The 22,423-nt window shown below is 69.0% G+C and carries 19 protein-coding genes; 14 read left to right on the top strand and 5 right to left on the bottom strand.

Going from position 1 to position 22,423, the window contains the following annotated elements; translation table 11 throughout:
- The first annotated feature begins 29 nt into the window (after window positions 1-29).
- The 6 genes from AC5LXX_RS16545 to AC5LXX_RS16570 all read left to right on the top strand — a co-directional run bounded on the left by AC5LXX_RS16545 (window position 30) and on the right by AC5LXX_RS16570 (window position 6,591).
- Entirely contained in the window at window positions 30-959 is a 930-nt protein-coding gene (locus AC5LXX_RS16545) for a dihydrodipicolinate synthase family protein (protein WP_493412283.1), read from the top strand.
- A gap of 25 nt (window positions 960-984) precedes the next feature.
- A complete protein-coding gene (locus AC5LXX_RS16550; RefSeq protein ID WP_493412284.1) occupies window positions 985-1,914 on the top strand; it encodes a Gfo/Idh/MocA family protein in 930 nt (309 codons plus the stop codon).
- A gap of 87 nt (window positions 1,915-2,001) precedes the next feature.
- Window positions 2,002-3,015: an arabinose ABC transporter substrate-binding protein gene (locus AC5LXX_RS16555; protein WP_493412285.1), complete on the top strand. Its 1,014-nt coding sequence runs from the start codon at window positions 2,002-2,004 to the stop codon at window positions 3,013-3,015.
- 20 nt (window positions 3,016-3,035) lie between these two features.
- Complete coding sequence (araG, locus tag AC5LXX_RS16560; protein WP_493412286.1) at window positions 3,036-4,586, top strand: L-arabinose ABC transporter ATP-binding protein AraG; 1,551 nt, start codon at window positions 3,036-3,038, stop codon at window positions 4,584-4,586.
- 32 nt (window positions 4,587-4,618) lie between these two features.
- Window positions 4,619-5,638, top strand: a complete 1,020-nt coding sequence (gene araH, locus AC5LXX_RS16565; protein ID WP_493412287.1) for an L-arabinose ABC transporter permease AraH — start codon at window positions 4,619-4,621, stop codon at window positions 5,636-5,638.
- 50 nt (window positions 5,639-5,688) lie between these two features.
- Window positions 5,689-6,591 (top strand): SMP-30/gluconolactonase/LRE family protein, encoded by a 903-nt coding sequence (locus tag AC5LXX_RS16570; protein WP_493412288.1) that lies wholly within the window; start codon window positions 5,689-5,691, stop codon window positions 6,589-6,591.
- Between the two features lie 70 nt (window positions 6,592-6,661).
- On the opposite strand, the gene AC5LXX_RS16575 is transcribed toward AC5LXX_RS16570, so the two are convergent.
- A complete protein-coding gene (locus tag AC5LXX_RS16575) occupies window positions 6,662-7,570 on the bottom strand; it encodes an amidohydrolase family protein (protein ID WP_493412289.1) in 909 nt (302 codons plus the stop codon).
- A 169-nt stretch (window positions 7,571-7,739) separates the two neighbouring features.
- Here AC5LXX_RS16575 and AC5LXX_RS16580 point away from each other — a divergent pair, with 169 nt between their 5' ends.
- The 3 genes from AC5LXX_RS16580 (at window position 7,740) to AC5LXX_RS16590 (ending at window position 12,060) form a co-directional block, all read left to right on the top strand.
- The gene (locus AC5LXX_RS16580; RefSeq protein ID WP_124450773.1) at window positions 7,740-8,567 is read left to right on the top strand and encodes a p-hydroxycinnamoyl CoA hydratase/lyase; all 828 of its coding nucleotides are present in this window, start codon (window positions 7,740-7,742) and stop codon (window positions 8,565-8,567) included.
- Between the two features lie 42 nt (window positions 8,568-8,609).
- A complete protein-coding gene (locus AC5LXX_RS16585) occupies window positions 8,610-10,061 on the top strand; it encodes an aldehyde dehydrogenase (protein ID WP_493412290.1) in 1,452 nt (483 codons plus the stop codon).
- 97 nt (window positions 10,062-10,158) lie between these two features.
- Complete coding sequence (locus tag AC5LXX_RS16590) at window positions 10,159-12,060, top strand: feruloyl-CoA synthase (protein WP_493412291.1); 1,902 nt, start codon at window positions 10,159-10,161, stop codon at window positions 12,058-12,060.
- Between the two features lie 257 nt (window positions 12,061-12,317).
- Here AC5LXX_RS16590 and AC5LXX_RS16595 read toward each other — a convergent pair whose 3' ends face one another.
- From AC5LXX_RS16595 to AC5LXX_RS16605, 3 genes are all read right to left on the bottom strand, one after another.
- Window positions 12,318-13,280 (bottom strand): PDR/VanB family oxidoreductase, encoded by a 963-nt coding sequence (locus AC5LXX_RS16595; RefSeq protein WP_493412292.1) that lies wholly within the window; start codon window positions 13,278-13,280, stop codon window positions 12,318-12,320.
- A gap of 55 nt (window positions 13,281-13,335) precedes the next feature.
- Window positions 13,336-14,379: an aromatic ring-hydroxylating dioxygenase subunit alpha gene (locus AC5LXX_RS16600; RefSeq protein WP_493412293.1), complete on the bottom strand. Its 1,044-nt coding sequence runs from the start codon at window positions 14,377-14,379 to the stop codon at window positions 13,336-13,338.
- Window positions 14,380-14,472: 93 nt separating this feature from the next.
- A complete protein-coding gene (locus tag AC5LXX_RS16605) occupies window positions 14,473-15,240 on the bottom strand; it encodes a GntR family transcriptional regulator (protein ID WP_493412294.1) in 768 nt (255 codons plus the stop codon).
- Window positions 15,241-15,495: 255 nt separating this feature from the next.
- Here AC5LXX_RS16605 and AC5LXX_RS16610 point away from each other — a divergent pair, with 255 nt between their 5' ends.
- The 4 genes from AC5LXX_RS16610 to AC5LXX_RS16625 all read left to right on the top strand — a co-directional run bounded on the left by AC5LXX_RS16610 (window position 15,496) and on the right by AC5LXX_RS16625 (window position 20,451).
- Entirely contained in the window at window positions 15,496-15,990 is a 495-nt protein-coding gene (locus AC5LXX_RS16610; RefSeq protein ID WP_493404398.1) for a MarR family winged helix-turn-helix transcriptional regulator, read from the top strand.
- Between the two features lie 290 nt (window positions 15,991-16,280).
- The gene (gene mhpT, locus AC5LXX_RS16615) at window positions 16,281-17,486 is read left to right on the top strand and encodes a 3-(3-hydroxy-phenyl)propionate transporter MhpT (protein ID WP_493412295.1); all 1,206 of its coding nucleotides are present in this window, start codon (window positions 16,281-16,283) and stop codon (window positions 17,484-17,486) included.
- Between the two features lie 67 nt (window positions 17,487-17,553).
- On the top strand, window positions 17,554-18,693 hold the full coding sequence (locus AC5LXX_RS16620) for a porin (protein WP_493412296.1): 1,140 nt from the start codon (window positions 17,554-17,556) through the stop codon (window positions 18,691-18,693).
- A gap of 33 nt (window positions 18,694-18,726) precedes the next feature.
- Window positions 18,727-20,451 (top strand): tannase/feruloyl esterase family alpha/beta hydrolase, encoded by a 1,725-nt coding sequence (locus AC5LXX_RS16625; protein ID WP_493412297.1) that lies wholly within the window; start codon window positions 18,727-18,729, stop codon window positions 20,449-20,451.
- Window positions 20,452-20,526: 75 nt separating this feature from the next.
- Here the strand turns inward: AC5LXX_RS16625 and AC5LXX_RS16630 are convergent, their stop codons facing one another.
- Window positions 20,527-21,003, bottom strand: a complete 477-nt coding sequence (locus AC5LXX_RS16630) for an Lrp/AsnC family transcriptional regulator (protein ID WP_309288222.1) — start codon at window positions 21,001-21,003, stop codon at window positions 20,527-20,529.
- Window positions 21,004-21,184: 181 nt separating this feature from the next.
- Here AC5LXX_RS16630 and AC5LXX_RS16635 point away from each other — a divergent pair, with 181 nt between their 5' ends.
- Window positions 21,185-22,417, top strand: a complete 1,233-nt coding sequence (locus AC5LXX_RS16635; RefSeq protein ID WP_493412298.1) for a diaminopropionate ammonia-lyase — start codon at window positions 21,185-21,187, stop codon at window positions 22,415-22,417.
- Window positions 22,418-22,423 lie beyond the last annotated feature (6 nt).

Below are 22,423 nucleotides of genomic sequence, written 5' to 3' on the forward strand. Positions count from 1 at the left end.
ACCACCGAGGCCGAAGCAGGACGCGAAACATGACATCGAGCAGCACGCCGCGCTATCGCGGCATCTTTCCCGTCGTCCCGACGACGTTTACCGATTCCGGCGAGCTCGACCTCGCGAGCCAGAAGCGCGCGGTCGATTTCATGATCGACGCGGGCTCGGACGGGCTGTGCATCCTCGCGAACTTCTCCGAGCAGTTCGCGATCACCGACGACGAACGCGACGTGCTGACGCGCACGATCCTCGAACACGTCGCGGGCCGCGTGCCGGTGATCGTCACGACGTCGCACTACAGCACGCAGGTGTGCGCGGCGCGCAGCCTGCGCGCGCAGCAGCTCGGCGCGGCGATGGTGATGGCGATGCCGCCGTATCACGGCGCGACGTTCCGCGTGCCGGAAGCACAGATCTTCGATTTCTACGCGCGCGTGTCCGACGCGATCGCGATCCCGATCATGATCCAGGACGCGCCCGCGAGCGGCACCGCGCTATCCGCGCCGTTCCTGGCAAGGATGGCGCGCGAGATCGAGCAGGTCGCGTACTTCAAGATCGAGACGCCGGGCGCGGCGAACAAGCTGCGCGAGCTGATCCGGCTCGGCGGCGATGCGATCGAGGGGCCGTGGGACGGCGAGGAGGCGATCACGCTGCTCGCCGACCTGCATGCGGGCGCGACCGGTGCGATGACGGGCGGCGGTTTTCCGGACGGGATCCGGCCGATCCTCGAAGCATGGCGCGAAGGGCGGCACGACGATGCGTTCGCGCATTACCAGGCGTGGCTGCCGCTGATCAATCACGAGAACCGCCAGTCCGGGATCCTCACCGCGAAGGCGCTGATGCGCGCAGGCGGCGTGATCGCGTGCGAGCGGCCGCGGCATCCGATGCCGGAACTGCACCCGGACACGCGCGCGGAGCTGCTCGCGATCGCGCGCCGGCTCGATCCGCTCGTGCTGCGCTGGGCGCACTGAGCGATTCGCGAAGGAGACATGCACGATGAGTGATCCGATTTCGCTGGGTGTCGTCGGGATCGGCAAGATCGCGCGCGACCAGCACCTGCCGGCGATCGCCGCCGAACCGGGCTTTGTGCTGACCGCGTGCGCGAGCCGCCACGCGGAAGTCAGCGGCGTGCGCAACTATCAGGATCTGCGCGCGCTGCTGGCCGCCGAGCGCGAGCTCGACGCCGTGTCGCTGTGCGCGCCGCCGCAAGTGCGCTACGCACAGGCGCGCGCGGCGCTCGAAGCCGGCAAGCACGTGATGCTCGAGAAGCCGCCGGGCGCGACGCTCGGCGAAGTGGCCGCGCTGGACGCGCTGGCCCAAGAGCGCGGCCTCACGCTGTTCGCGACCTGGCATTCGCGCTGTGCGAGCGCGGTCGAGCCCGCGCGCGCGTGGCTCGCGACGCGCACGATCCGCGCGGTGCAGGTGCGCTGGAAGGAGGACGTGCGGCGCTGGCATCCGGGGCAGCAGTGGATCTGGGAACCCGGCGGCCTCGGCGTGTTCGATCCGGGCATCAACGCGCTGTCGATCGTCACGCGGATCCTGCCGCGCGAGCTCGTGCTGCGCGAGGCGACGCTGTTCGTGCCGAGCGACGTGCAGACACCGATCGCGGCCGAGCTCGATTGCGCGGATACCGACGGCGTGCCGGTGCGCGCGGAATTCGACTGGCGGCACGGCCCTGTCGAACAATGGGAGATCGCGGTGGACACGGCCGACGGCGTGCTCGCGATCAGCCGCGGCGGCGCGCAATTGTCGATCGCGGGCGAGCCGGTCGAGATCGGCCCCGAACGCGAGTATCCGGCGCTGTATGCGCATTTCCGTGCGCTGATCGCGCGCGGTGAGCGCGACGTCGACGTGCGGCCGCTGCGGCTCGTCGCCGACGCCTTCCTGTTCGGCCGGCGCGTGCAGACCGACGCGTTCGGCCGCTGAACGAGCGCGGAGCTTCGGCTCGACGCGCGCATGACGTATCGATTTCGGCACACATCACGGCACCAGCCGACATAAAGGAGACACCGCATGAACCGCACGACTCACACGATTCGCCGCCATACGTTGCGCGCGCTGCTGGCCGCGCTTTGCATCGCACCGCTCGGCATGCAGGGCGCCGCGCGCGCCGATGCGCCGCTGAAGATCGGCTTCCTCGTGAAGATGCCCGAGCAGGCATGGTTCATCAACGAGCAGAACGCGGCGTCCGCGCTCGGCCAGAAGGAGAATTTCTCGGTGGTGAAGATCGGCACGCCGGACGGCGAGAAGGTGCTGGCCGCGATCGACAACCTCGGTTCGCAGGGCGCGCAGGGCTTCGTGATCTGCGCGCCGGACGTGCGCCTTGGCCCGGCGATCGCCGCGCGCGCGAAGCGCTACAACATGAAGTTCGTGACGGTCGACGACCAGCTCGTCGACTCGACCGGCAAGCCGCTGACGAACGTGCCGCACCTCGGGATGTCGGCGACCAAGATCGGCAACCAGGTCGGCCAGGCGATCGCCGACGAGATGAAGCGGCGCGGCTGGAAGCCCGAGGAGGTCGGCGCGCTGCGGGTCACGAACTACGAGCTGCCGACCGCGAAGCTGCGCACCGACGGCGCGACGCAGGCGCTGCTCGCGAATGGCTTCCGCAAGGAGAACATCTTCGACGCGCCGCAGAAGACGACCGACGACGAAGGCGGCTTCAGCGCGGCCGCACCCGTGCTCGCGCGCCATCCGAACGTGAAGAAATGGGTTGTTTACGCGCTGAACGAGGAAACCGTGCTTGGCGCGGTGCGCGCGACCGAACAGCTGCACATCCCGTCGTCCGACGTGATCGGCGTCGGCATCAACGGCGCGGGCGAGGCGTTCGCCGAATTCCAGAAGAAGGAGCCGACCGGCTTCTACGGGACGATCGCGGTCAGCTCGACGAACCACGGCAAGGACAGCACGCAGAACCTCGTCGACTGGATCCGCAACGGCAAGATGCCGCCGGCCGATACGCAGACGAGCGGCAAGCTGATGACGCGCGCGAACTGGCAGGCCGTGCGCACCGAGCTCGGTATCTGAGCGCACGAGGCGAGAACGCGATGACGATGCAGACGATGACGGCCGTGTCCGGGCGCGACGCCGAAGCGGGAATGCCGACGCCGGATAGCCCGCTGCTCGCGCTCGACGGCATCACGGTGACGTTCCCGGGCGTGCGTGCGCTCGACGCGGTGTCGCTGTCGGTGCGGGCGGGCGAAGTGCACGGGCTGATGGGCGAGAACGGCGCGGGCAAGTCGACGCTGCTGAAGGTGCTGTCCGGCGTGAACCAGCCGCAGGCCGGCACGCTGATGCTGAACGGCGCCGTGCAGCGCTTCGCGTCGACGCGCGCGGCGCTCGAGGCCGGCATCGCGATCATCTACCAGGAGCTGCATCTGGTGCCCGAGCTGACGGTCGCGGAGAACCTGATGCTCGGGCAGCTGCCGAGCCGGCTCGGCGTGGTCGACGAGCGCACGCTCGCCGCGCGCGCGCTCGATGCGCTGGAGCGGCTCGGCGAGCACATCGATCCCGGCATCCCGGTGAAGTATCTGTCGATCGGTCAGCGCCAGATGATCGAGATCGGCAAGGCGCTGATGCGCGATGCACGCGTGATCGCGTTCGACGAGCCGACGAGTTCGCTGTCCGCGCGCGAAACCACGCAACTGTTCCGGATCATCCGCGCGCTGCGCGCGGAAGGCCGCGCGATCATCTACGTCACGCACCGGATGGAGGAGGTCTATGAACTGTGCGACCGCGTGACCGTGTTTCGCGACGGCCGCCGCATCGACACGTTCGATTCCGTCGCCGATCTCGATCGCGACCGGTTGATCGGCTGCATGGTCGGCCGCTCGATCGAGGACGTGTACGGCTATCGGCCGCGCACGGCCGGCGACGTGCTGATCGAGGCCAAGGGGCTCGCGGGGCCCGGCCTTGCGGAACCCGTGTCGTTTACCGCGCGGCGCGGCGAGATCGTCGGCTTCTTCGGGCTCGTCGGCGCGGGCCGCTCGGAGTTGATGAAGCTGCTGTACGGCGCGGTGCGCCCGAGCGCGGGGCATGTCGAGCTGAACGGGAAGCGCGTCGCGTTCGGCAGCCCGCGCGACGCGGTGCGCGCCGGCATCGCGCTGTGCCCGGAAGACCGCAAGCAGGAAGGCATCGTCGCGATCGCGTCGGTGGCCGACAACCTGAACATCAGCGCGCGCCGCCATTTCAGCCCGGCGCGCGTGCTGCTCGACGGACGGCGCGAACGCGAACTCGCGCAACGCTACATCGAGCGGCTGGCAATCAAGACCCGCGACGGCGATACGCCGATCGGCGCGCTGTCGGGCGGCAACCAGCAGAAGGTCGTGCTCGCGCGCTGGCTGGCCGAGCGCATCGACGTGTTCCTGATGGACGAGCCGACGCGCGGCATCGACGTCGGCGCACGCGCGGAAATCTACAACCTGTTCTACGAACTCGCGGAAGCGGGCCGCACGGTGATCCTCGTGTCGAGCGATCTGGCCGAGGTGATCGGCGTGTCGGACCGCATCATCGTGATGAAGGAAGGACGGATCGCCGGCGAGGTCGCGAAGGCGCACGCGACGCCCGACGCGCTGATCAAGCTCGCACTGCCGCGCTAGCGGCGCGCTGCAACAACCGGAACGCATACGACATGAGCCAGGCCATGCAACCCCAACGCACTTCCCCGTCACCCGATGCCGCCGCCGTGCCTGCACGCGCGCGCAGCGGCGTGTGGCAGCTGATCAACCGCTCCGGCATCGTGATGGTGTTTCTCGTGCTGTTCGCGACGCTGTCGCTGACGGTGCCGGACTTCCTCACGCCGCGCAACATCCAGGGCCTGCTGCTGTCGGTCACGCTGATCGGCTCGATCGCGGTGACGATGATGTTCGTGCTCGCGCTCGGCGAAGTCGACCTGTCGGTCGCGTCGATCGTCGCGTTCGCGGGCGTCGTCGCATCGACGCTGATCACCGCGACGCACAGCGTCGTGCTCGGCATCGCGGCCGGCGTGCTCGCGGGCGGCACGGTCGGGCTCGTGAACGGCGTGCTGATCGCGCGCTACCGGATCAACTCGCTGATCGTCACGCTCGCGATGATGGAAGTCGTGCGCGGGCTCGCGTTCATCACGTCGAACGGCGACGCGGTGATGATCTCCGAGGAGCGCTTCTTCGATCTCGGCGGCGGCTCGTTCCTCGGCATTTCGTATCCGATCTGGAGCAACATCGTCGGCTTCGTCGTGTTCGGCTTCCTGCTGCGCAAGACGGTGTTCGGCAAGAACGTGCTGGCCGTCGGCGGCAACGGCGAAGCCGCGCTGCTCGCGGGGCTGCCGGTGATGCGCATCAAGATCACGGTGTTCGTGCTGCAGGGGCTCGTGACGGGCTTCGCCGGCGTGATGCTCGCGTCGCGGATGAGCCTCGGCGACCCGAAGACGTCGGTCGGCCTTGAACTCGGCGTGATCTCCGCGTGCGTGCTCGGCGGCGTATCGCTGACGGGCGGCGTCGCGACGATCTCCGGCGTGCTGGTGGGCGTGCTGATCATGGGCTCCGTGCAGGATGCGATGAGCCTGCTGAACGTGCCGACCTTTTACCAATATCTGATACGCGGCGGAATTCTGTTGCTCGCGGTGCTGTTCGACCAGTATCGTCGCAACCAGCGGCGCGCGATGAAGATCTGACTTCGACCACGCGCGGCCGCCTGCAAATACGACGAATATCGGGAGACGGCATGCAACAGACTCAACCGGCCGCGTCGGCGACGCTGCTGGCCGACACCCGCAACACGCTCGGCGAAGGCGCGACGTGGTGCGACAAGACGCACGCGCTGTACTGGGTGGACATCGAAGGCGCGCGGCTGTGGCGCTGCCGTGCGGACGGCGCCGACCTGACGTCGTGGGCGATGCCCGAGCGGCTCGCGTGCTTCGCGCTGACCGGCGATCCGGACGTGCTGCTCGTCGGGCTCGCGACGCATCTCGCGTTTTTCGACCTGCGCAGCGGCGCGTTCACGCGGATCGTCGACGTCGAGCCCGAGTTGCCGACGCGGCTGAACGACGGGCGCTGTGACGGGGCTGGCGCATTCGTGTTCGGGATGAAGGACGAGGGCGGCGAGCCGCCGCGCGCGGTCGGCGGGTTCTATCGGCTCAATCCGGATCTCACGCTCGAACGGCTTGCGTTGCCGGCGGCGGCGATCGCGAACAGCATCGGGTTTTCGCCGGACGGCTCGAAGATGTATTTCTGCGATTCGCTGGTGCGCGAGATTTTCGTGTGCGATTACCGCGCGGGAGGCGACGTCGCGAACGTGCGGCCGTTCGCGCGGCTGACGGACGTCGACGGCGACCCGGACGGCTCGATCGTCGATCGAGACGGCGGGCTGTGGAATGCGCAGTGGGGCGGCCGGCGGGTCGTGCGCTACGGGCCGGATGGGGGCGAGACCGAACGCGTCGCCGTGCCGACCGCGCAGCCGAGCTGCGTGGCGCTCGACGGCGACGGCCGGCTGTACGTGACGAGCGCGCGTGTCGGGCTGAGCGACGCCGCGCTGGCGAGCGATGCCGATGCCGGCGGCGTGTTCGTGGCCCGGACGCACCATGCGGGGCTGCCGACCGCGCGCTTTGCGGGCCGCGCCACGGCCTGAGTACGGCGGCGCGGCAGCGTACGACCGGCTGCCGCGCTGCGTTCACCGCGATCGTCGCGCTTCCGGTTCCTCACATCCCCGCATCGACGCGTGACGCCTGTTCCGCGTCAAGCCCCAGCAACGCCACCGCGTTGTCCTTCAGGATCAGCGGATGCACGTCGGGCCGGAAGCCGGCGCCCTGGAAATCCTCCAGCCAGCGATCCGGCCGGATCAGCGGAAAATCCGATGCGAACAGGACCTTGTGCCGCAGCAGCGTGTTCGCATGCTTGACCAGCTCCGGCGAGAAATACTTCGGCGACCATCCCGACAGATCGATGTAGACGTTCGGCTTGTGCAGCGCGATCGACAGCGCCTGCTCCTGCCACGGCCACGACGGATGCGCGATCACGATCTTCATGTCGGGAAAATCCGCGGCGACATCGTCGAGGTGAATCGGTTCGGAATACTTGAGGCGCAGCCCGCCGCCGCCGCGCATGCCCGATCCCATGCCTGAATGGCCGCTGTGAAACACGGCCGGCAACCCGTATTCGGCGATGACTTCATAGATCGGATAGGCGATCGGGTCGTTCGGATAGCACCCTTGCATCGTCGGGTGGAACTTGAAGCCCTTCACGCCGTGTTCTTCGATCAGGCGACGCGCCTCGCGCGCGCCGAAGCGGCCCTTGTGCGGATCGATGCTCGCGAACGCGATCATGATGTCGCTGTTCTCCTGCGCAAAACCGGCGATCTCCTCGTTCGGAATGCGGCGCCGGCCGATGTTCGTCTCGCAGTCGACGGTGAACATCACGAAGCCGATGCGGCGCTCGCGGTAATACGCGATCGTCTCCGGGATCGTCGGCCGGCGGCCCTGCTTCAGCACCGTGCCGAAGTACTTGTCGGCCGCATCGTCGAATGCCTTCGCGAACAGGTCGGGCGGCTGGCAGCACGACACTTCGGCGTGCACGTGCGTGTCGATTGCAATCAGGTTCCGGATGTCCAAGCGTGTCTCCTCATGTCGTGATTCGTCGCCGTGGCGACGTGTTTTTCGTGTGTTTGCGCCCGATTAGGGGTTTCTCCCGAGCCGTTTCCATTCTACTTTACATATCAGGCTACCTGATAGTAAATTGGCGACGAGTCGCGTAGGGCGGCACTGTCATTGGAGAACGAAGATGAGTTACGAAGGTCGCTGGAACACCGTGAAAGTGGCGGTCGAGGGCGGGATCGCATGGGTGACGCTGAACCGTCCGGAGAAGCGCAACGCGATGAGCCCGACGCTGAATTCGGAGATGATCGACGTGCTGGAAACGATCGAGCTCGATCCGGAAGCGCAGGTGCTCGTGCTGTCCGGCGAAGGCGACGCGTGGACGGCGGGGATGGACCTGAAGGAGTACTTCCGGGAAATCGACGCGGGCCCGGAAATCCTGCAGGAAAAGATCCGCCGCGACGCGAGCCGCTGGCAGTGGCAATTGCTGCGCATGTACGCGAAGCCGACCATCGCGATGGTCAACGGCTGGTGCTTCGGCGGCGGCTTCTCGCCGCTCGTCGCGTGCGATCTCGCGATCGCGGCCGACGAAGCCGTGTTCGGCCTGTCGGAGATCAACTGGGGCATCCCGCCGGGCAACCTCGTCAGCAAGGCGATGGCGGACACGGTCGGCCATCGCCAGGCGCTGTACTACATCATGACCGGCGATACCTTCACCGGGCAGCAGGCCGCGCAGATGGGGCTGGTCAACAAGAGCGTGCCGCGCGCGCAACTGCGCGACGAAGTGCTCGCGCTGGCCGCGAAGCTGCTCGACAAGAACCCGGTCGTGATCCGCAATGCGAAGCACGGTTTCAAGCGCTGCCGCGAGCTGACGTGGGAGCAGAACGAGGACTACCTGTACGCGAAGCTCGACCAGGCGAACCATCGCGATCCGGAAGGCGGCCGCGAGCAGGGGCTCAAGCAGTTCCTCGACGACAAGAGCATCAAGCCGGGCCTGCAGGCGTACAAGCGCTGACGCGCGAAGCGGCACGCAAACGGACTGAGGGGAGACAGCGAAATGCACGAAGTGAGTTTGTTGATCGACGGCGTGTCGCGCGGCGCGTCGGACGGCGCCACGTTCGACCGGATCGATCCGGCGACGGGGCAGGTGGCCTCGCGCGCCGCGGCGGCGACGCTCGCCGATGCGGATGCCGCCGTCGCGGCGGCGGCGCGCGCGTTCCCGGCGTGGGCCGCGCTCGGGCCGACCGAGCGCCGTCGGCGGCTGCTGGCGGCGGCCGACCGGATGGATGCGCGCGCCGGCGAATTCATCGAGACCGGCCGGGCCGAAACCGGCGCGATGGCGAACTGGTACGGCTTCAACGTCATGCTCGCGGCGAACATGCTGCGCGAGGCCGCCGCGATGACGACGCAGATCGACGGCGCGGTGATTCCGTCCGACGTCCCCGGCAGCATCGCGATGGCCGTGCGCCAGCCGTGCGGCGTCGTGCTCGGGATCGCGCCGTGGAACGCGCCGGTGATCCTCGCGACCCGCGCGCTAGCGATGCCGCTCGCCTGCGGCAACACGGTCGTTCTGAAGGCGTCCGAAGGCTGCCCCGGCGTGCACCGGCTGATCGGCAGCGTGCTGCATGAAGCGGGGCTCGGCGACGGCGTCGTCAACGTGATCACGCACGCGCCGCAGGACGCACCCGCGATCGTGGAGCGGTTGATCGCGAACCCGGCCGTGCGGCGCGTGAACTTCACCGGGTCGACGCGCGTCGGCCGGATCGTCGCGACGCTCGCCGCGCAGCACCTGAAGCCGGCGCTGCTCGAACTCGGCGGCAAGGCGCCGGTGCTCGTGCTCGACGACGCGGATCTCGATGCCGCGGTCGACGCGGTTGCATTCGGCGCATTCTTCAACCAGGGGCAGATCTGCATGTCGACCGAGCGCGTGATCGTCGACCGCAAGGTCGCGGACGCGTTCGTCGACAAGCTCGTCGCGAAAGCGCGTACGCTGAAGGCCGGCAACCCGGCCGCGCCGGGCGTCATGCTCGGCACGCTCGAAAGCGCGGCGGCCGCGCAGCGCATCGCCGCGCTGGTCGCCGATGCGCGCACGCACGGCGCGGCGTTGCCGCTCGGCTGCGAGGTCGACGGCGCGGTGATGCAGCCGACGATCGTCGACGGCGTGACGCGCGACATGAAGCTTTACGCGGACGAATCGTTCGGGCCGGTCGTGACCGTGCAGCGCGTCGACGGCGACGACGCAGCGCTCGCCGCCGCGAACGACAGCGAATACGGATTGTCGGCGGCGGTGTTCAGCCGCGACATCGCGCGTGCGATGCAGGTCGCGAAACGGATCGAGTCGGGCATCTGCCACATCAACGGCCCGACCGTGCACGACGAGGCGCAGATGCCGTTCGGCGGCGTGAAGGCGAGCGGTTACGGCCGGTTCGGCAGCAAGGCGTCGATCGCCGAATTCACCGACCTGCGCTGGATCACCGTGCAGACTGGGTCGCGCCACTACCCGATCTGAGCGGGCCGCCGCCTCGCGGCAAACACGACGACAACGACACAACGCAGTGTCCGCCGGCGCGGCCCAACGCGCCGGCGGAACCGACTGGAGACAAACCTTGGATGCGGATCCGACTCCCCTGCGCGGCACGGCCGCCGTGCAGCCCGACCTCGCCGGTTACCGTCCCGTCGCGATCGGCGCGGCGCCGCCCGAGATCGCGCAGCGCGACGGCTGCTGGACCCTGCGCGCAACGACCGCGCTCGGCGCGTATCCGCGCCGCCTGACCGACCGGCTCGTCAGCGGCGCGCAGGCGCACCCGGACCGCTGGCTCGTCGCGCAACGCGGCGCCGACGGCGCATGGGTCGGCATCAGCTATGCGCAAATGCTCGAACGCGCGCGTGCGATCGGCCAGGCGCTGCTCGATCGCGGGTTGTCGGCCGAGCGTCCGGTCGCGATCCTGTCCGGCAACGATCTCGAACATCTGCAGATCGCCTTCGGCGCGATGTGGGCCGGCATTCCATACGCACCGCTGTCGCCCGCGTATTCGCTCGTCTCGAGCGATTACGGCAAGCTCCGCCATGCGCTGGCGCTGCTGACGCCGGGGCTGGTGTTTGCCGCCGACGGCGACGCGTTTCGCGCGGCGCTCGATGCGACGGTGCCGGACGACGTCGAGCGCGTGGTCGTGTCGGCGCCGGACGGGATGCGCGGCGTCACGCGCTTCGCGGCGCTGCTCGACACGGCGCCGCACAGCGTGGACGCGGCGCACGACGCGATCACCGGCGACACGATCGCGAAATTCCTGTTCACGTCCGGATCGACGCGCATGCCGAAGGCCGTGCCGACCACCCACCGGATGCTGTGCAGCAACCAGCAGATGCTGCTCGAAACGTTTCCGCAATTCGGCATCGAGCCGCCGGTGCTCGTCGACTGGCTGCCGTGGAACCATACGTTCGGCGGCAGCCACAACGTCGGCATCGCGCTGTACAACGGCGGCACGCTGTACGTCGACGACGGCAGGCCGGTGGCGGGCAAGTTCGACGAGACGCTGCGCAACCTGCGCGAGATCGCGCCGACGGTGTATTTCAACGTGCCGAAAGGCTGGGAGGAACTCGCCGCCGCGCTCGAAACCGATGCCGCGCTGCGCGCGACCTTCTTCTCGCGCGTGAAGATGTATTTCTTCGCGGGCGCGGGGCTGTCGCAGGCCGCCTGGGACCGGCTCGAACGCGTGACGCTCGCGCACTGCGGCGAGCGCATCCGGATCATGGCGGGTCTCGGGATGACCGAAGCCGCGCCTTCCTGCATGTTCACCACGGGGCCGATGTCGGGCGCCGGCTACATCGGGCTGCCCGCCCCCGGCTGCGATGCGAAGCTGGTGCCGGTCGACGGCAAGCTCGAAGCGCGCTTTCGCGGGCCGAACGTGATGGCCGGCTACTGGCGCGCGAGCGGCGACGACGCGCGGGAAGTCTTCGACGACGAAGGCTACTACCGCAGCGGCGACGCGGTGCGTTTCGTCGACGCGCAGCGCCCGGAGATCGGGTTGATGTTCGACGGCCGCATCGCCGAGGATTTCAAGCTGTCGTCGGGCACCTTCGTGAGCGTCGGGCCGATGCGCGCGCGGATCGTGTCGAACGGCGCGCCGTATGTGCAGGACGCGGTCGTGACCGGGATGAACCGGGACGACGTCGGCGTGATGATCTTCCCGCGTGTGGACGAGTGCCGCCGTCTTGCCGGCGCGGGGCCGGACGCCGACGTGCGTACCGTGCTGCAGGCGCCGCGCGTGCGGGCATTCTTTGCCGGCCTGCTGGCGCAGCTGAACCGCGAGGCAACCGGCAGCGCGACGTTCATCGCGCGGCTGTGCCTGCTCGACACGCCGCCTTCGCTCGATCTCGGCGAAGTGACCGACAAGGGGTCGATCAACCAGCGCGCGGTGCTCGCGCAGCGCGCGGCGCTCGTTGACGCGATGCATGCGGCCGACGCCGCCGACGCGGGCGTGCTCCTCGCAGGCCCGCGCGGCGCGTGACGCGCGCGAGCTGAATGGCCGGGCAACCGGTATCGCGCGTTGAGGCGCGACAGGCCGTTCGTCATCGGCGAACGGCCCGACACGCTGGCGCGGAGGCGAACGAATTTCCCAGGCAGACGGCGCGTCTCACGCGTCGCACGTGCCCCGAATGCGGTCCCGTCGAGGACACCGATCGAGGCACGTTCGCAAGCTTGTCATCAACGTGAACAGGCACCGGGCCGCGTGCTTCGCGACCGGGCGCCGCTTCACGGACACCTTCACAGATCCAGCACCAGCATCGGCGTCACCGCGCGCGAGCAGCACGGCAGCATCTGGTCGTTGGCCGCGCGTTCGTCGTCGGTCAGATAGACGTCGCGATGATCGGGCGTGCCGGACAGCACGCGCGTGAGACACGTGCCGCAAACGCCCTGTTCGCACGACACCGGCACGTCGATGCCGCAGCCGCGCAGCGCTTCGACGATCGATGTGCCGGCGGGCACGTCGACCACGCGTCCCGATTGCGCGAGCGATACCTGGAAAGCTTCGTCGCCGCCGCCGGAAGGTGCGGCATCCGCATCCGGGCCGACCGGGCCGAAGTGCTCCCGATGCACGTTCGCCGGGTCCCAGCCTGCGTCGGTCGCCGCCGCCAGCGCGGCGCCGATGAAGCCGCCGGGGCCGCACACGTACAGATGCGTGCGGGGTGCGGGGCTCGCGAGCAGCTGCGCGAAATCGATGCGCCGGCCGGCCGGCGCGTCGTCGAACCAGAGCCGCGTGCGGGCCTTCAGCCCCGGCGTGTCGAGCCGGTCGAGAAAGGCGGCGCGCGCCGGCTCGCGCGCGCAGTAATGCAGTTCGAACGACTGTCCGGTCTCGATCAGGTGTGCGGCCATGCTGAGCAACGGCGTGATGCCGATGCCGCCGGCCAGCAGCACGCTGTGCGCGGCATCGGGGGCGAGCGGGAAATGATTGCGCGGGGCGCTGACGTCGAGCGTCGCGCCGGGCTCGCACGCATGCATGGCGCGCGAACCGCCGCGCGACGCGGGCGCGTGCAGCACGCCGATCCGGTAGACGCCCGCTTCGGACGGGCTGTTGCACAGCGAGTACTGGCGGACGAAGCCGCCGACGTGAACGTCGATATGCGCGCCGGCCTTGAACGGCGGCAGCGCGGCGCCGTCGGCGGACGCCAGTTCGAACACGCAGATGTCGGTCGCGGCGGGAAGCTTGCGGGTGACGGTGACTTTCATGGGAAGAAGGGAGTGAGCGACCTGCACCGCCGCGGCGCGACGGTGCGGGTCGCGGTCAGCACGACAGCGCGGCGGCGCGCTCCTGGTCGATCAGCCGGTCGAGCACGCGCCGCGACTGCACGCCGCCCGCGTCGATGTTGAGCTTGAGGAGCGGCCGGTCGGGCCAGGTCAGCAGGTTGCGCTGCTGCGCTTCGAGCATGTCGAGATCCTCGGCGAAGATCGCACCCTGACCGTTGCGGATCGTCTCCGTCAGCGAGCGATCGTCGACCGCGAAGCTGCGCGCCATGCCCCAGAAGTACCAGATCGACGTTTCCGTCTCCGGCGTGATGAAGTCGACGACGATGCTCGACACCTTGTCGCGCGGGTCCGCGTCGTAACCGCCCTTGCCCGCATGCGCGACGCCCACCTCGATCATCACGTGGCTCGGCGGCGTGAAATGGCAGATCTGCCAGCGGTCGCAGCGCACGTCGTCGGCCAGGCCGTTGCCGCGCAGTGCGGCCGCCCAGAACGGCGGCGGAACGATGCCTTCCATGAATCGGCTGGTCGTGACCGTGTCGCCGTTCACTTTCGTCGCAGGCGGTGCTTCCTCGATCTCCGGCTGCCCGATGCTCGACGCATGCACGTAGGTTTCGTGCGTGAGGTCCATCAGGTTGTCGATCATCAGCCGGTAGTCGCAGCCGATGTGATACAGGCCGCCGCCGTAGGCCCAGCCCGGATCGTCGGCCCAGTCGAGGCGGTGGATCGCGGCCGGATCGGCGCGCTCCGGATCGCCGGGCCACACCCACACGAAGCCGTACCGCTCGACGGCCGGATAGGTGCGGATCGCGGGAATGCCGCCGACGCGCTGGCACGGCATGCTCGTGCACTTGCCGTTCGACGCCATCGTCAGCCCGTGATAGCCGCACACGAGCCGGCCGTCCCGGACGGTGCCGAGCGACAGCGGCGCACCGCGGTGCGGGCAGAAATCCTCGAGCGCGGCGACCGCGCCTTCCGCGTCGCGAAAGAACACCATCCGCTCGCCGCAGATCTGCCGGCCGAGCGGCTTGCCCGCGAATTCGTCGGGCGTGCACGCGACATACCACGCGTTTTTCAGGAACATGCGTCTCCTCCATGGCGTGCGCGCACGCCAGGCGTCTCGTTGAATGAACGGTGCCTCATGCTTCATGCACCGTGCGAAGAGGCCGCGCGCCGGTCAGCCGGCGTCGCGGCGAATCAGGTTGCCGCCCTTGAGCCGCGTCATCGCGCGCTGGTTGTCGAGTACGCGCCGCAGGTTGCCGTGCGCGATCTGCGCGTGCTCCCGCATCAGCGCTTCAGCGCGCGCACCCTGGCGGCATTCGATCGCGTCGAGCACGGCGCGATGCTGGGCCTGGGCGACGATCAGCGTGTCCCGCGCGCGCGGATCGAGCGATTGCACGACGACGAATGCGCTCGCGGACGCGAACGGCAGCGTCGCGACCTTGTCGATCTGCCGCGCGACCACGTCGCTGCCGGCCGCCGCCGCGAGCAGCCGATGGAAACGGGCATTCGCGTCGACGTAGCGGGAGAACGTGTCGTCGGTCAGCGGGCCGGCGAGCAGCACGTCGATTTCGTCGGCGCACGCATGCAGGTCGCGCAGGATCGACGGCGGCACGCCGCGCTCGGCCGCGAATCGCGCGGCGAGCCCTTCTAGCGTGCCGCGCAGCTCGATCGCGTCGCCGATCTCGCGTGCCGAGAACGCGCGCACCGCAAACCCGCCGGTGGCGATCGGCTCGATCAGCCCTTCCTCCTGCAGCCGGATCAGTGCCGCGCGCACCGGTGTGCGCGACACGCCGAGCCGCTCGACGACCCACAGTTCGGAAATGCGCGCGCCGGGCGCGAGTTCGCCGCTGACGATGAGCTCGCGCAGGCCGAGCAGCGTACGGACGGTTTGCGACGGGGAAGCGGTGCGAAGGTCGGAAGGTGAGGTGTCGAGGTCGGTCATGGCGAGTATCGGGGCGATGCCGCAACGTCTGCGTCGACGTGCGTCGTTATCAGGTTGCCTGAGAAAATTGTATACATCGCTGCTGCACGATCAAGCAGAATCGTGCGGATCCTCGGGTAAACGACGATCGAAACAGCCGGAAACCTGGGGGCGTGTATACAGTGCGCCGGCCGCCGTGATCGAGTCCTCGCGCGCCTGTCCGCCGTGCTGGCCGCGTGAGGTAAGATGGCCCGCGATATTCCTCCCGACACGTTCATGAGTTCGACTCCCGTCAAACCGGCCGGCGCGAAACGCGCTGCCCGCGCCACCGAAGCCAAATCGCCGATGCGTGCACAGCAGCGGCTGACTTACCTGATCGGCAATCTCGACCGGTTGCTGCGCCGCCAGATGAGCGATGCGCTCGCGCCGCTCGGCGTGACGCTCGCGCAATACACGGCGCTGTCGGTGCTGGAGGCACGCGGCGCGCTGTCCAACGCGCAGCTCGCGGTGCGTTCGTTCATCACGCCGCAATCCGCGAACGAGGTGATGGTGGCGATGGCCGCCCGCGGCTTCGTCACGCGCGAGGCCGATCCGAACCACGGCCGCGTCATCCTGTTGCGCCTGACCGGCGAAGGCTCGGCGATCCTGCGCGACTGCGAACGGGTGCTGCGCCCGCTCGAGCGCCGGATGCTCGGCGACGACGTGACCACCGACGAAGTCGCACAGGTTCAGCACACGCTCGAACTGTTCGTGCGCAACCTGCGCGACTGAGCGTCCGTCCCTTTCGGCACATTGCGCGTTCCGCGCGGCCGTGTCCGGCCGGTTTCCGCGCGCCTTGCGGGTTAACACCGGCGCTCCGCACACTTGAAATATCAGGTTACCTGTTATTAAATCGTCCCGTCCCGTGAAGGGATGACGATCCGTACGGCCCGCTGCCGAGCGGATTTTATTTCGGACACTGAATCAGGTTGCCTGATATTTTGTGGTACGTGATCCGATCATGAAAAATGACCCCGCGCATGCATTAGGGCATGTCGCGCAAGTCAAGGCTTGGAGACGAAATGGATACTACCGTTGCCGCAAGGCCGGCCGTCGCGACGACGCTCGGTCTGTGTTTCGCGATCGCGCTGCTGGAGGGGCTCGACCTGCAGTCGGTGGGCGTAGCCGCACCGCGCATGGCGCATGAATTCGGGTTGACGGTGTCCCAGATGGGGCTCGCGTTCAGCGCGGGCACGTTCGGCCTGCTGCCGGGCGCGATGCTCGGCGGCTGGCTCGCCGACCGCGTTGGCCGCAAACGGGTGCTGATCGCGTCGGTCTGCCTGTTCGGACTGCTGTCGATCGCGACCGCGCAGGTGTCGACCTTCGCGATGCTGGTCGTGGTGCGCGCGCTGACCGGCCTCGGGCTCGGCGGCGCGATGCCCAACCTGATCGCGCTGTCTTCCGAAGCCGTCGACGCACGCTCGCGCAGCAGCGCGGTGGCCGTGATGTATTGCGGCATTCCGTTCGGCGGCATGATCGCGTCGCTGATCGGCGTGCTGCTGGCCGGCGACACCGAATGGCGGCACATCTTCTACGTCGGCGGCGTCGGGCCGCTGCTGCTCGCTCCGCTGTTGCTCGTCCTGCTGCCGGAATCGCGCGCGTTCCTCGACGTCAGCGCGTCGGGTGCCGCGCGTCCGGGCGTCGCGCACACGCTGTTCGGCGGTGCGCGCACGGGCACCACGCTCGCGCTGTGGCTCAGCTATTTCTGCACGCTGATCGTGCTGTATTTCCTGCTGAACTGGCTGCCGTCGCTGATGGCGGCGAAGGGGCTCGCGCGCAGCCAGGCCGGGATCGTGCAGATCTTCTTCAACATCGGCAGCGGCCTCGGCGTGCTCGGCATCGGCATGTCGATGGACCGGATGAAGCCGTCGCGGGTCGTCGTCGGGATGTATGCGGGGATCGTGCTGTCGCTTGCCGCGCTGGCGGTCGCGCCGGGGCTGGTCTGGCTGTCCGTCGCGGCATTCGCGGCAGGGATGTTCGTCGTCGGCGGCCAGTCGGTGCTGTATGCGCTTGCCGCGATGTATTACCCGACCGCGATGCGCGGCACCGGCGTCGGCTCCGCGGTCGCCGTCGGCCGGCTCGGCTCCGTCGTCGGGCCGCTCGCGGCCGCGACGCTGCTGGCCGCCGGGCGCAGTGCGCCGATGGTGATCGGCGCGAGCATCCCCGTCACGCTGGTCGCCGCTGTCGCCGCGCTGGTGCTGATCCGGCGGCCGCAGGCACACGACTGAGTTCCGTTTCTTTCATCCACGAGCGCCGACAGAGCGCGATATCGACACAGGTCTGGAGACACCCATCATGAAGCACACCAAAGCCTTGCTGGCAGCCGGCGCATGCGCGCTGGCCGCGACCGGCGCGCATGCGCAATCGAGCGTGACGCTGTACGGGATCATCGACACGGGCGTCGAATACGTGTCGCACGCGAACGCGGCCGGCGACCACGTCGTGCGCATGCCGGCCGTGACGGGCGAACTGCCGTCGCGCTGGGGGCTGCGCGGCAACGAGGATCTCGGCGGCGGCTATCAGGCGGTATTCACGCTGGAAAGCGGCTTCAACGTGCGCGGCGGCGATCTCGGCCAGGGCGGCCGGCTGTTCGGCCGGCAGGCGTTCGTCGGGCTGAAGGGCGGTTTCGGCACGCTCGCGTTCGGCCGCCAGTACACGATGACCTACCTCGCGCTGCAGGGCGCGGACATCATCGGCCCCGACATCTACGGGCTCGGCTCGTTCGACGCCTACGTGCCGAACGGCCGCGCCGACAACGCGGTGACCTACCTCGGCACCTATCGCGGCGTGACGCTCGGCGCCGCGTATTCGTTCGGCCGCGACGGCGCGGGCACCGGCAACTCGCCGGGGCAGGGCACGTGCGCGGGGCAGGTGCCCGGCGACGCGGTCCAATGCCGCAACTGGTCGGTGATGCTCAAGTACGACAGCGCGAACTTCGGCGCGGCGGCGTCGTATGAAGAGCAGCGCGGCGGCACGGGCGCGGCCGCGAACTTCTTCGACGGCGTCGCGCCGGTCGCGTTCACGAGCCACGCCGGCAAGGATGCGCGGGTGCACGTGAGCGCGTATGCGCAGGCGGCCGGCGCGAAGATCGGCGCGGGCTGGATCGGGCGGCGCGTGTCGACCGGTTCGCCGGCCGCGCCCGGCGCGCATTCCGACCTGTTCTTCGTCGGCGCGTCGTATGCGGTGAAGCCCGATTTCGTCGTCGACGGCGAAGGCTACCGGATCGTCAATACCGCGCACGACACGCGCGCGACGATGGCGACGCTGCGCGCGACCTATCTGCTGAGCAAGCGCACGGCCGTCTATGCGCAATCGTCGTATCTGTGGAACAGCGCGCATGCACGCTACGCGGTCAGCGGCGGCGGGCCCGGCACGACGCCCGGCGAAGGGATGGGGCAGCTCGGCGCGATGGTCGGCGTGCGGCACATGTTCTGATTCACCGGCGTGACGAACCCAACGGGAGTTATCTTGAACAGGAAATCTGCATTCCTCTGTATCGCGCCGCTCTCCGCTGCGGCCGTGCTCGCCGGTTGCGGCGGCGACGATTCGGTCAGCTCCGCGCCGACGCATCTGAGCGCCGCGACGCCGGCCGCGATGGCGCAGACCTGCGACGCGCTCGCCGCGAAACTGGCGTATGCGAACACGTCGTTCACGTCGGTGACGACCGCGGCCGCCGGTGCGCTGACGGTGGCCGGCAAGCCGGTCGCCGAGCACTGCGTGATCGCAGGGAAGATGAACGAGCGCGTGAGCGCGGTGGACGGCAACACCTATGCGATCGGCTTCGAGATGCGGTTGCCGAAAGCGTGGAACGGCCGCTTCTTCTACCAGGCGAACGGCGGGCTCGATGGCAGCGTCGTCACCGCGACCGGCGCGATCGGCGGCGGCGGGCCGCTGACCAATGCGCTGAACCAGGGCTTTGCGGTGATCAGCTCGGATTCCGGGCACAGCGCCGCGCAGAATCCGCTGTTCGGCCTCGACCCGCAGGCGCGGCTCGACTACGGCTACGGCGCGGTCGACGCGCTCACGCCGATGGCGAAGCAGGTGATCCGGCTCGCTTACGGCAAGGCGCCCGATCGCAGCTATTTCGGCGGGTGCTCGAACGGCGGCCGGCATGCGATGGTCACGGCCGTGCGCAATCCGGCCGACTACGACGGGATCATCGCCGGCGATCCGGGTTTCCATCTGCCGAAGGCGGCGATCGGCGAGATGTACGGCGCGCAGCAGTTCGCGAAGATCGCGTCGGCCACCGGCTCGAACGGGCTGCCGGACATCCGCAGCGGCTTCAACGATGCGGAGCGGCAGTTCGTCGGCGCGAAGATCCTCGAGAAATGCGATGCGCTCGACGGCGCGGCCGACGGGATGGTGCAGGACGTCGCCGCATGCCAGGCGCATTTCAGCGTCGATGCCGATATCCCGACCTGCGCGAACGGCACGCGCACGGGCGCCTGCCTGACGCCCGCGCAGAAAACCGCGCTGGAGAACGTGTTCGCGGGGGCGCGCAACAGCGCGGGCACGGCGCTGTACGCGAGCTTTCCGTACGATCCGGGCGTGGCCGCCGGCGGCTGGGCCGCATGGAAGCAGTCGAACTCGGTCACGCTCGATCCGGCCGCGATGGCGTTCACGTTCATGACGCCGCCGAAAACCGCCGCGACGCTCGCGAATCTTGCCGGCTTCGCGCTCGGCTTCGACATGGACAACGATGCGCCGGCGATCTTCGCGACGAACGGCACGTACACGCAATCGTCGTGGTCGTTCATGACGCCGCCCGACGAGACGAACCTGTCCGCGCTGAAGGCGCGCGGCGCGAAGCTGATCGCCTATCACGGCACGGGCGACCCGGTGTTTTCGTTCAACGACACGCGCGACTGGTACGCGAAGGTCGCGCAGGCGAACGGCGGCGATGCGTCGGATTTCGCGCGCTTCTATCCGGTGCCGGGGATGAACCATTGCTCGGGCGGGCCGGCGACCGACCAGTTCGACATGCTGACGCCGCTCGTCGCGTGGGTCGAGCAGGGGCAGGCGCCTGCCGCGATCGTGGCCGCCGCGCGCGACACGACCAATGCGGTGCCGAGCGCGGACGTGCCCACGTCGTGGGGCGCCGGACGCACGCGGCCGCTGTGTCCGTATCCGCAGGTCGCGCGCTACAACGGCTCGGGCGACGTGAATTCGGCCGCGAGCTTCAGTTGTCGTTGACGTAGCCGTCGATGGGAAGCGGCCGGCGCGTGCAGTCTCGCGCCGGCCGTTTCATGCCTGCAAGCGGGCGCTCACTCACTCGCCGGGATCGACCGGCACGTCGAGCCCGACCTTCACGCGGCTCATGCTCACGAGCGTCTTGAACCGCTTCACGTTGTTGTTCGCGAAGAACAGCTCGCGCGTGAGCGCGTTGTACTGATCCATGTTGCGCACTGCGAGGATCAGCACGAAATCCCATTCCCCCGTCACGTAGTAGCACTGCTGGATCTGCGGGCAGCGCTCGAACGCGCGCTTCATTGCGTCGAGCTGGTCGATCTGCTCGCTCTCGACTTCGACGTTCACGACGATCGTCAGCGGATGGTCGACCTTGTCCGGCGCGATCACGGCCGTGTAGCGCTCGATCACGCCGTCTTCCGCGAGACGCCGCAAGCGCCGGTTCACGGCGGCGGTCGACAGGTTGACGCGCGCGCCGAGCTCGGCCTGCGGCGTTTGCGCGTCGCGCTGGAGTTCCATCAGCAGCTTGCGGTCGAACGCATCGAGTGGGGTCGTCATGATGGCGCGTGAAACCTCGAAAGAATGAGAAATTTTTGCGTTGAAGCCGTCGATTTGGCGATTTTATTGTCTGGCGTGCGCAATATTATTTTCCAACCGACGGCGAGCGCAACCGGCGCCTACCCGATCCGACCCACCCGACAGGCCGCCCGCGCGCGGTCCCGCTCAGGAACCTTCCGCCATGCTGATCGCCAACCCGCGCGCGTCGCGCACCGCCTACCCGAACGCGCTGCGCCGCGTGATGAACATCGCCTCGGCCGACGAAAGCGGCGCGTGGCTGTCGCACTGGCCGCTCGTCGGCCACGCGCGCACGCCGCTGCGCGCGCTGCCCGATCTCGCCGCGCGGCTCGGCGTCGCGAGCGTCGGCGTGAAGGACGAATCGTGCCGCTCGCCGCTCGGCAGCTTCAAGGCGCTCGGCGCGCCGATCGCGCTGGTGCGGCTCGTGAAGCGGCTGCGCCGCACGCAGGATCTCGATCCGCAAGGGCTCGTCACCGGCGCCTATGCGTCGGCGCTGGCCGACCTGACGGTGATCAGCGCGACCGACGGCAACCACGGCCGCGCGCTGGCCGCCGCCGCGCGCGCGATCGGCTGCGGGTGCGTGATCGTGCTGCACGCGAACGTCGACGCCGAGCGCGAACGCGCGATCTCGGCGTACGGCGCGCGGATCGTGCGTATCGCGGGGAACTACGACGAGTCGGTCGTCTGCGCCGCGCAGCTCGCGCAGGCGAACGGCTGGTACGTCGTGTCGGATACGTCGTACGACGGTTACGAAGCGATTCCGCGCGACGTGATGCAGGGCTATGGCGTGATCGCCGCCGAAGCGGCCGCGCAGGCGGCGCACGACGACGGGCGGCCGTTCACGCACGTGTTCCTGCAGGGCGGCGTGGGCGGCCTCGCCGCGGGCGTCGCGAGCTATCTCTGGGAGCGCGACGGCGTGCAGCGGCCGCGCTTCGTCGTCGTCGAGCCGCGCCAGGCCGATTGCCTGTACCAGAGCGCGCTGGCGGGGCGCGCGACGAGGGCGACCGGCAGCGTCGATTCGGTGATGGCCGGGCTCGCGTGCGGCGAGGCGTCGCCGCTCGCGTGGGATTTCCTCGAGATGTGCATCGACCACTTCATGCTGATCGACGACGAAGACGCGGTGCAGGCGATGCGCGGTCTCGCGGCCGGCAGCGACCGCGACGTGCCGCTCGTCGCCGGCGAATCGGGCGCGGCCGGCGTCGCGGGGCTGGCGGTGCTGATGCGCGACCCGGCGCTCGCGCGGCAGGTCGGGCTCGACGCGAACGCGCGCGTGCTGGCGATCAATACCGAAGGCGCGACGGCGCCGTCCGTGTACCGGCGCTGCGTCGGCGAGACGGCCGACGCGGTGCTCGCCCGGCAGCGCGACTGGCTGAACCGCACGGCGGTGGCCGCCTGAACGACA

It is taken from the genome of Burkholderia torrens, from assembly GCF_984668525.1.

What these genes read in the sequence shown, in the direction of transcription:
- mhpT (WP_493412295.1), top strand. Translation starts at nt 16,281, where the DNA reads ATGGATACTACCGTTGCCGCAAGGCCGGCCGTCGCGACGACGCTCGGT.
- AC5LXX_RS16550 (WP_493412284.1), top strand. Translation starts at nt 985, where the DNA reads ATGAGTGATCCGATTTCGCTGGGTGTCGTCGGGATCGGCAAGATCGCG.
- AC5LXX_RS16620 (WP_493412296.1), top strand. Translation starts at nt 17,554, where the DNA reads ATGAAGCACACCAAAGCCTTGCTGGCAGCCGGCGCATGCGCGCTGGCC.
- araH (WP_493412287.1), top strand. Translation starts at nt 4,619, where the DNA reads ATGAGCCAGGCCATGCAACCCCAACGCACTTCCCCGTCACCCGATGCC.
- AC5LXX_RS16555 (WP_493412285.1), top strand. Translation starts at nt 2,002, where the DNA reads ATGAACCGCACGACTCACACGATTCGCCGCCATACGTTGCGCGCGCTG.
- AC5LXX_RS16610 (WP_493404398.1), top strand. Translation starts at nt 15,496, where the DNA reads ATGAGTTCGACTCCCGTCAAACCGGCCGGCGCGAAACGCGCTGCCCGC.
- AC5LXX_RS16580 (WP_124450773.1), top strand. Translation starts at nt 7,740, where the DNA reads ATGAGTTACGAAGGTCGCTGGAACACCGTGAAAGTGGCGGTCGAGGGC.
- AC5LXX_RS16600 (WP_493412293.1), bottom strand. Translation starts at nt 14,379, where the DNA reads ATGTTCCTGAAAAACGCGTGGTATGTCGCGTGCACGCCCGACGAATTC.
- AC5LXX_RS16605 (WP_493412294.1), bottom strand. Translation starts at nt 15,240, where the DNA reads ATGACCGACCTCGACACCTCACCTTCCGACCTTCGCACCGCTTCCCCG.
- AC5LXX_RS16570 (WP_493412288.1), top strand. Translation starts at nt 5,689, where the DNA reads ATGCAACAGACTCAACCGGCCGCGTCGGCGACGCTGCTGGCCGACACC.
- AC5LXX_RS16630 (WP_309288222.1), bottom strand. Translation starts at nt 21,003, where the DNA reads ATGACGACCCCACTCGATGCGTTCGACCGCAAGCTGCTGATGGAACTC.
- AC5LXX_RS16595 (WP_493412292.1), bottom strand. Translation starts at nt 13,280, where the DNA reads ATGAAAGTCACCGTCACCCGCAAGCTTCCCGCCGCGACCGACATCTGC.
- AC5LXX_RS16545 (WP_493412283.1), top strand. Translation starts at nt 30, where the DNA reads ATGACATCGAGCAGCACGCCGCGCTATCGCGGCATCTTTCCCGTCGTC.
- AC5LXX_RS16585 (WP_493412290.1), top strand. Translation starts at nt 8,610, where the DNA reads ATGCACGAAGTGAGTTTGTTGATCGACGGCGTGTCGCGCGGCGCGTCG.
- araG (WP_493412286.1), top strand. Translation starts at nt 3,036, where the DNA reads ATGACGATGCAGACGATGACGGCCGTGTCCGGGCGCGACGCCGAAGCG.
- AC5LXX_RS16635 (WP_493412298.1), top strand. Translation starts at nt 21,185, where the DNA reads ATGCTGATCGCCAACCCGCGCGCGTCGCGCACCGCCTACCCGAACGCG.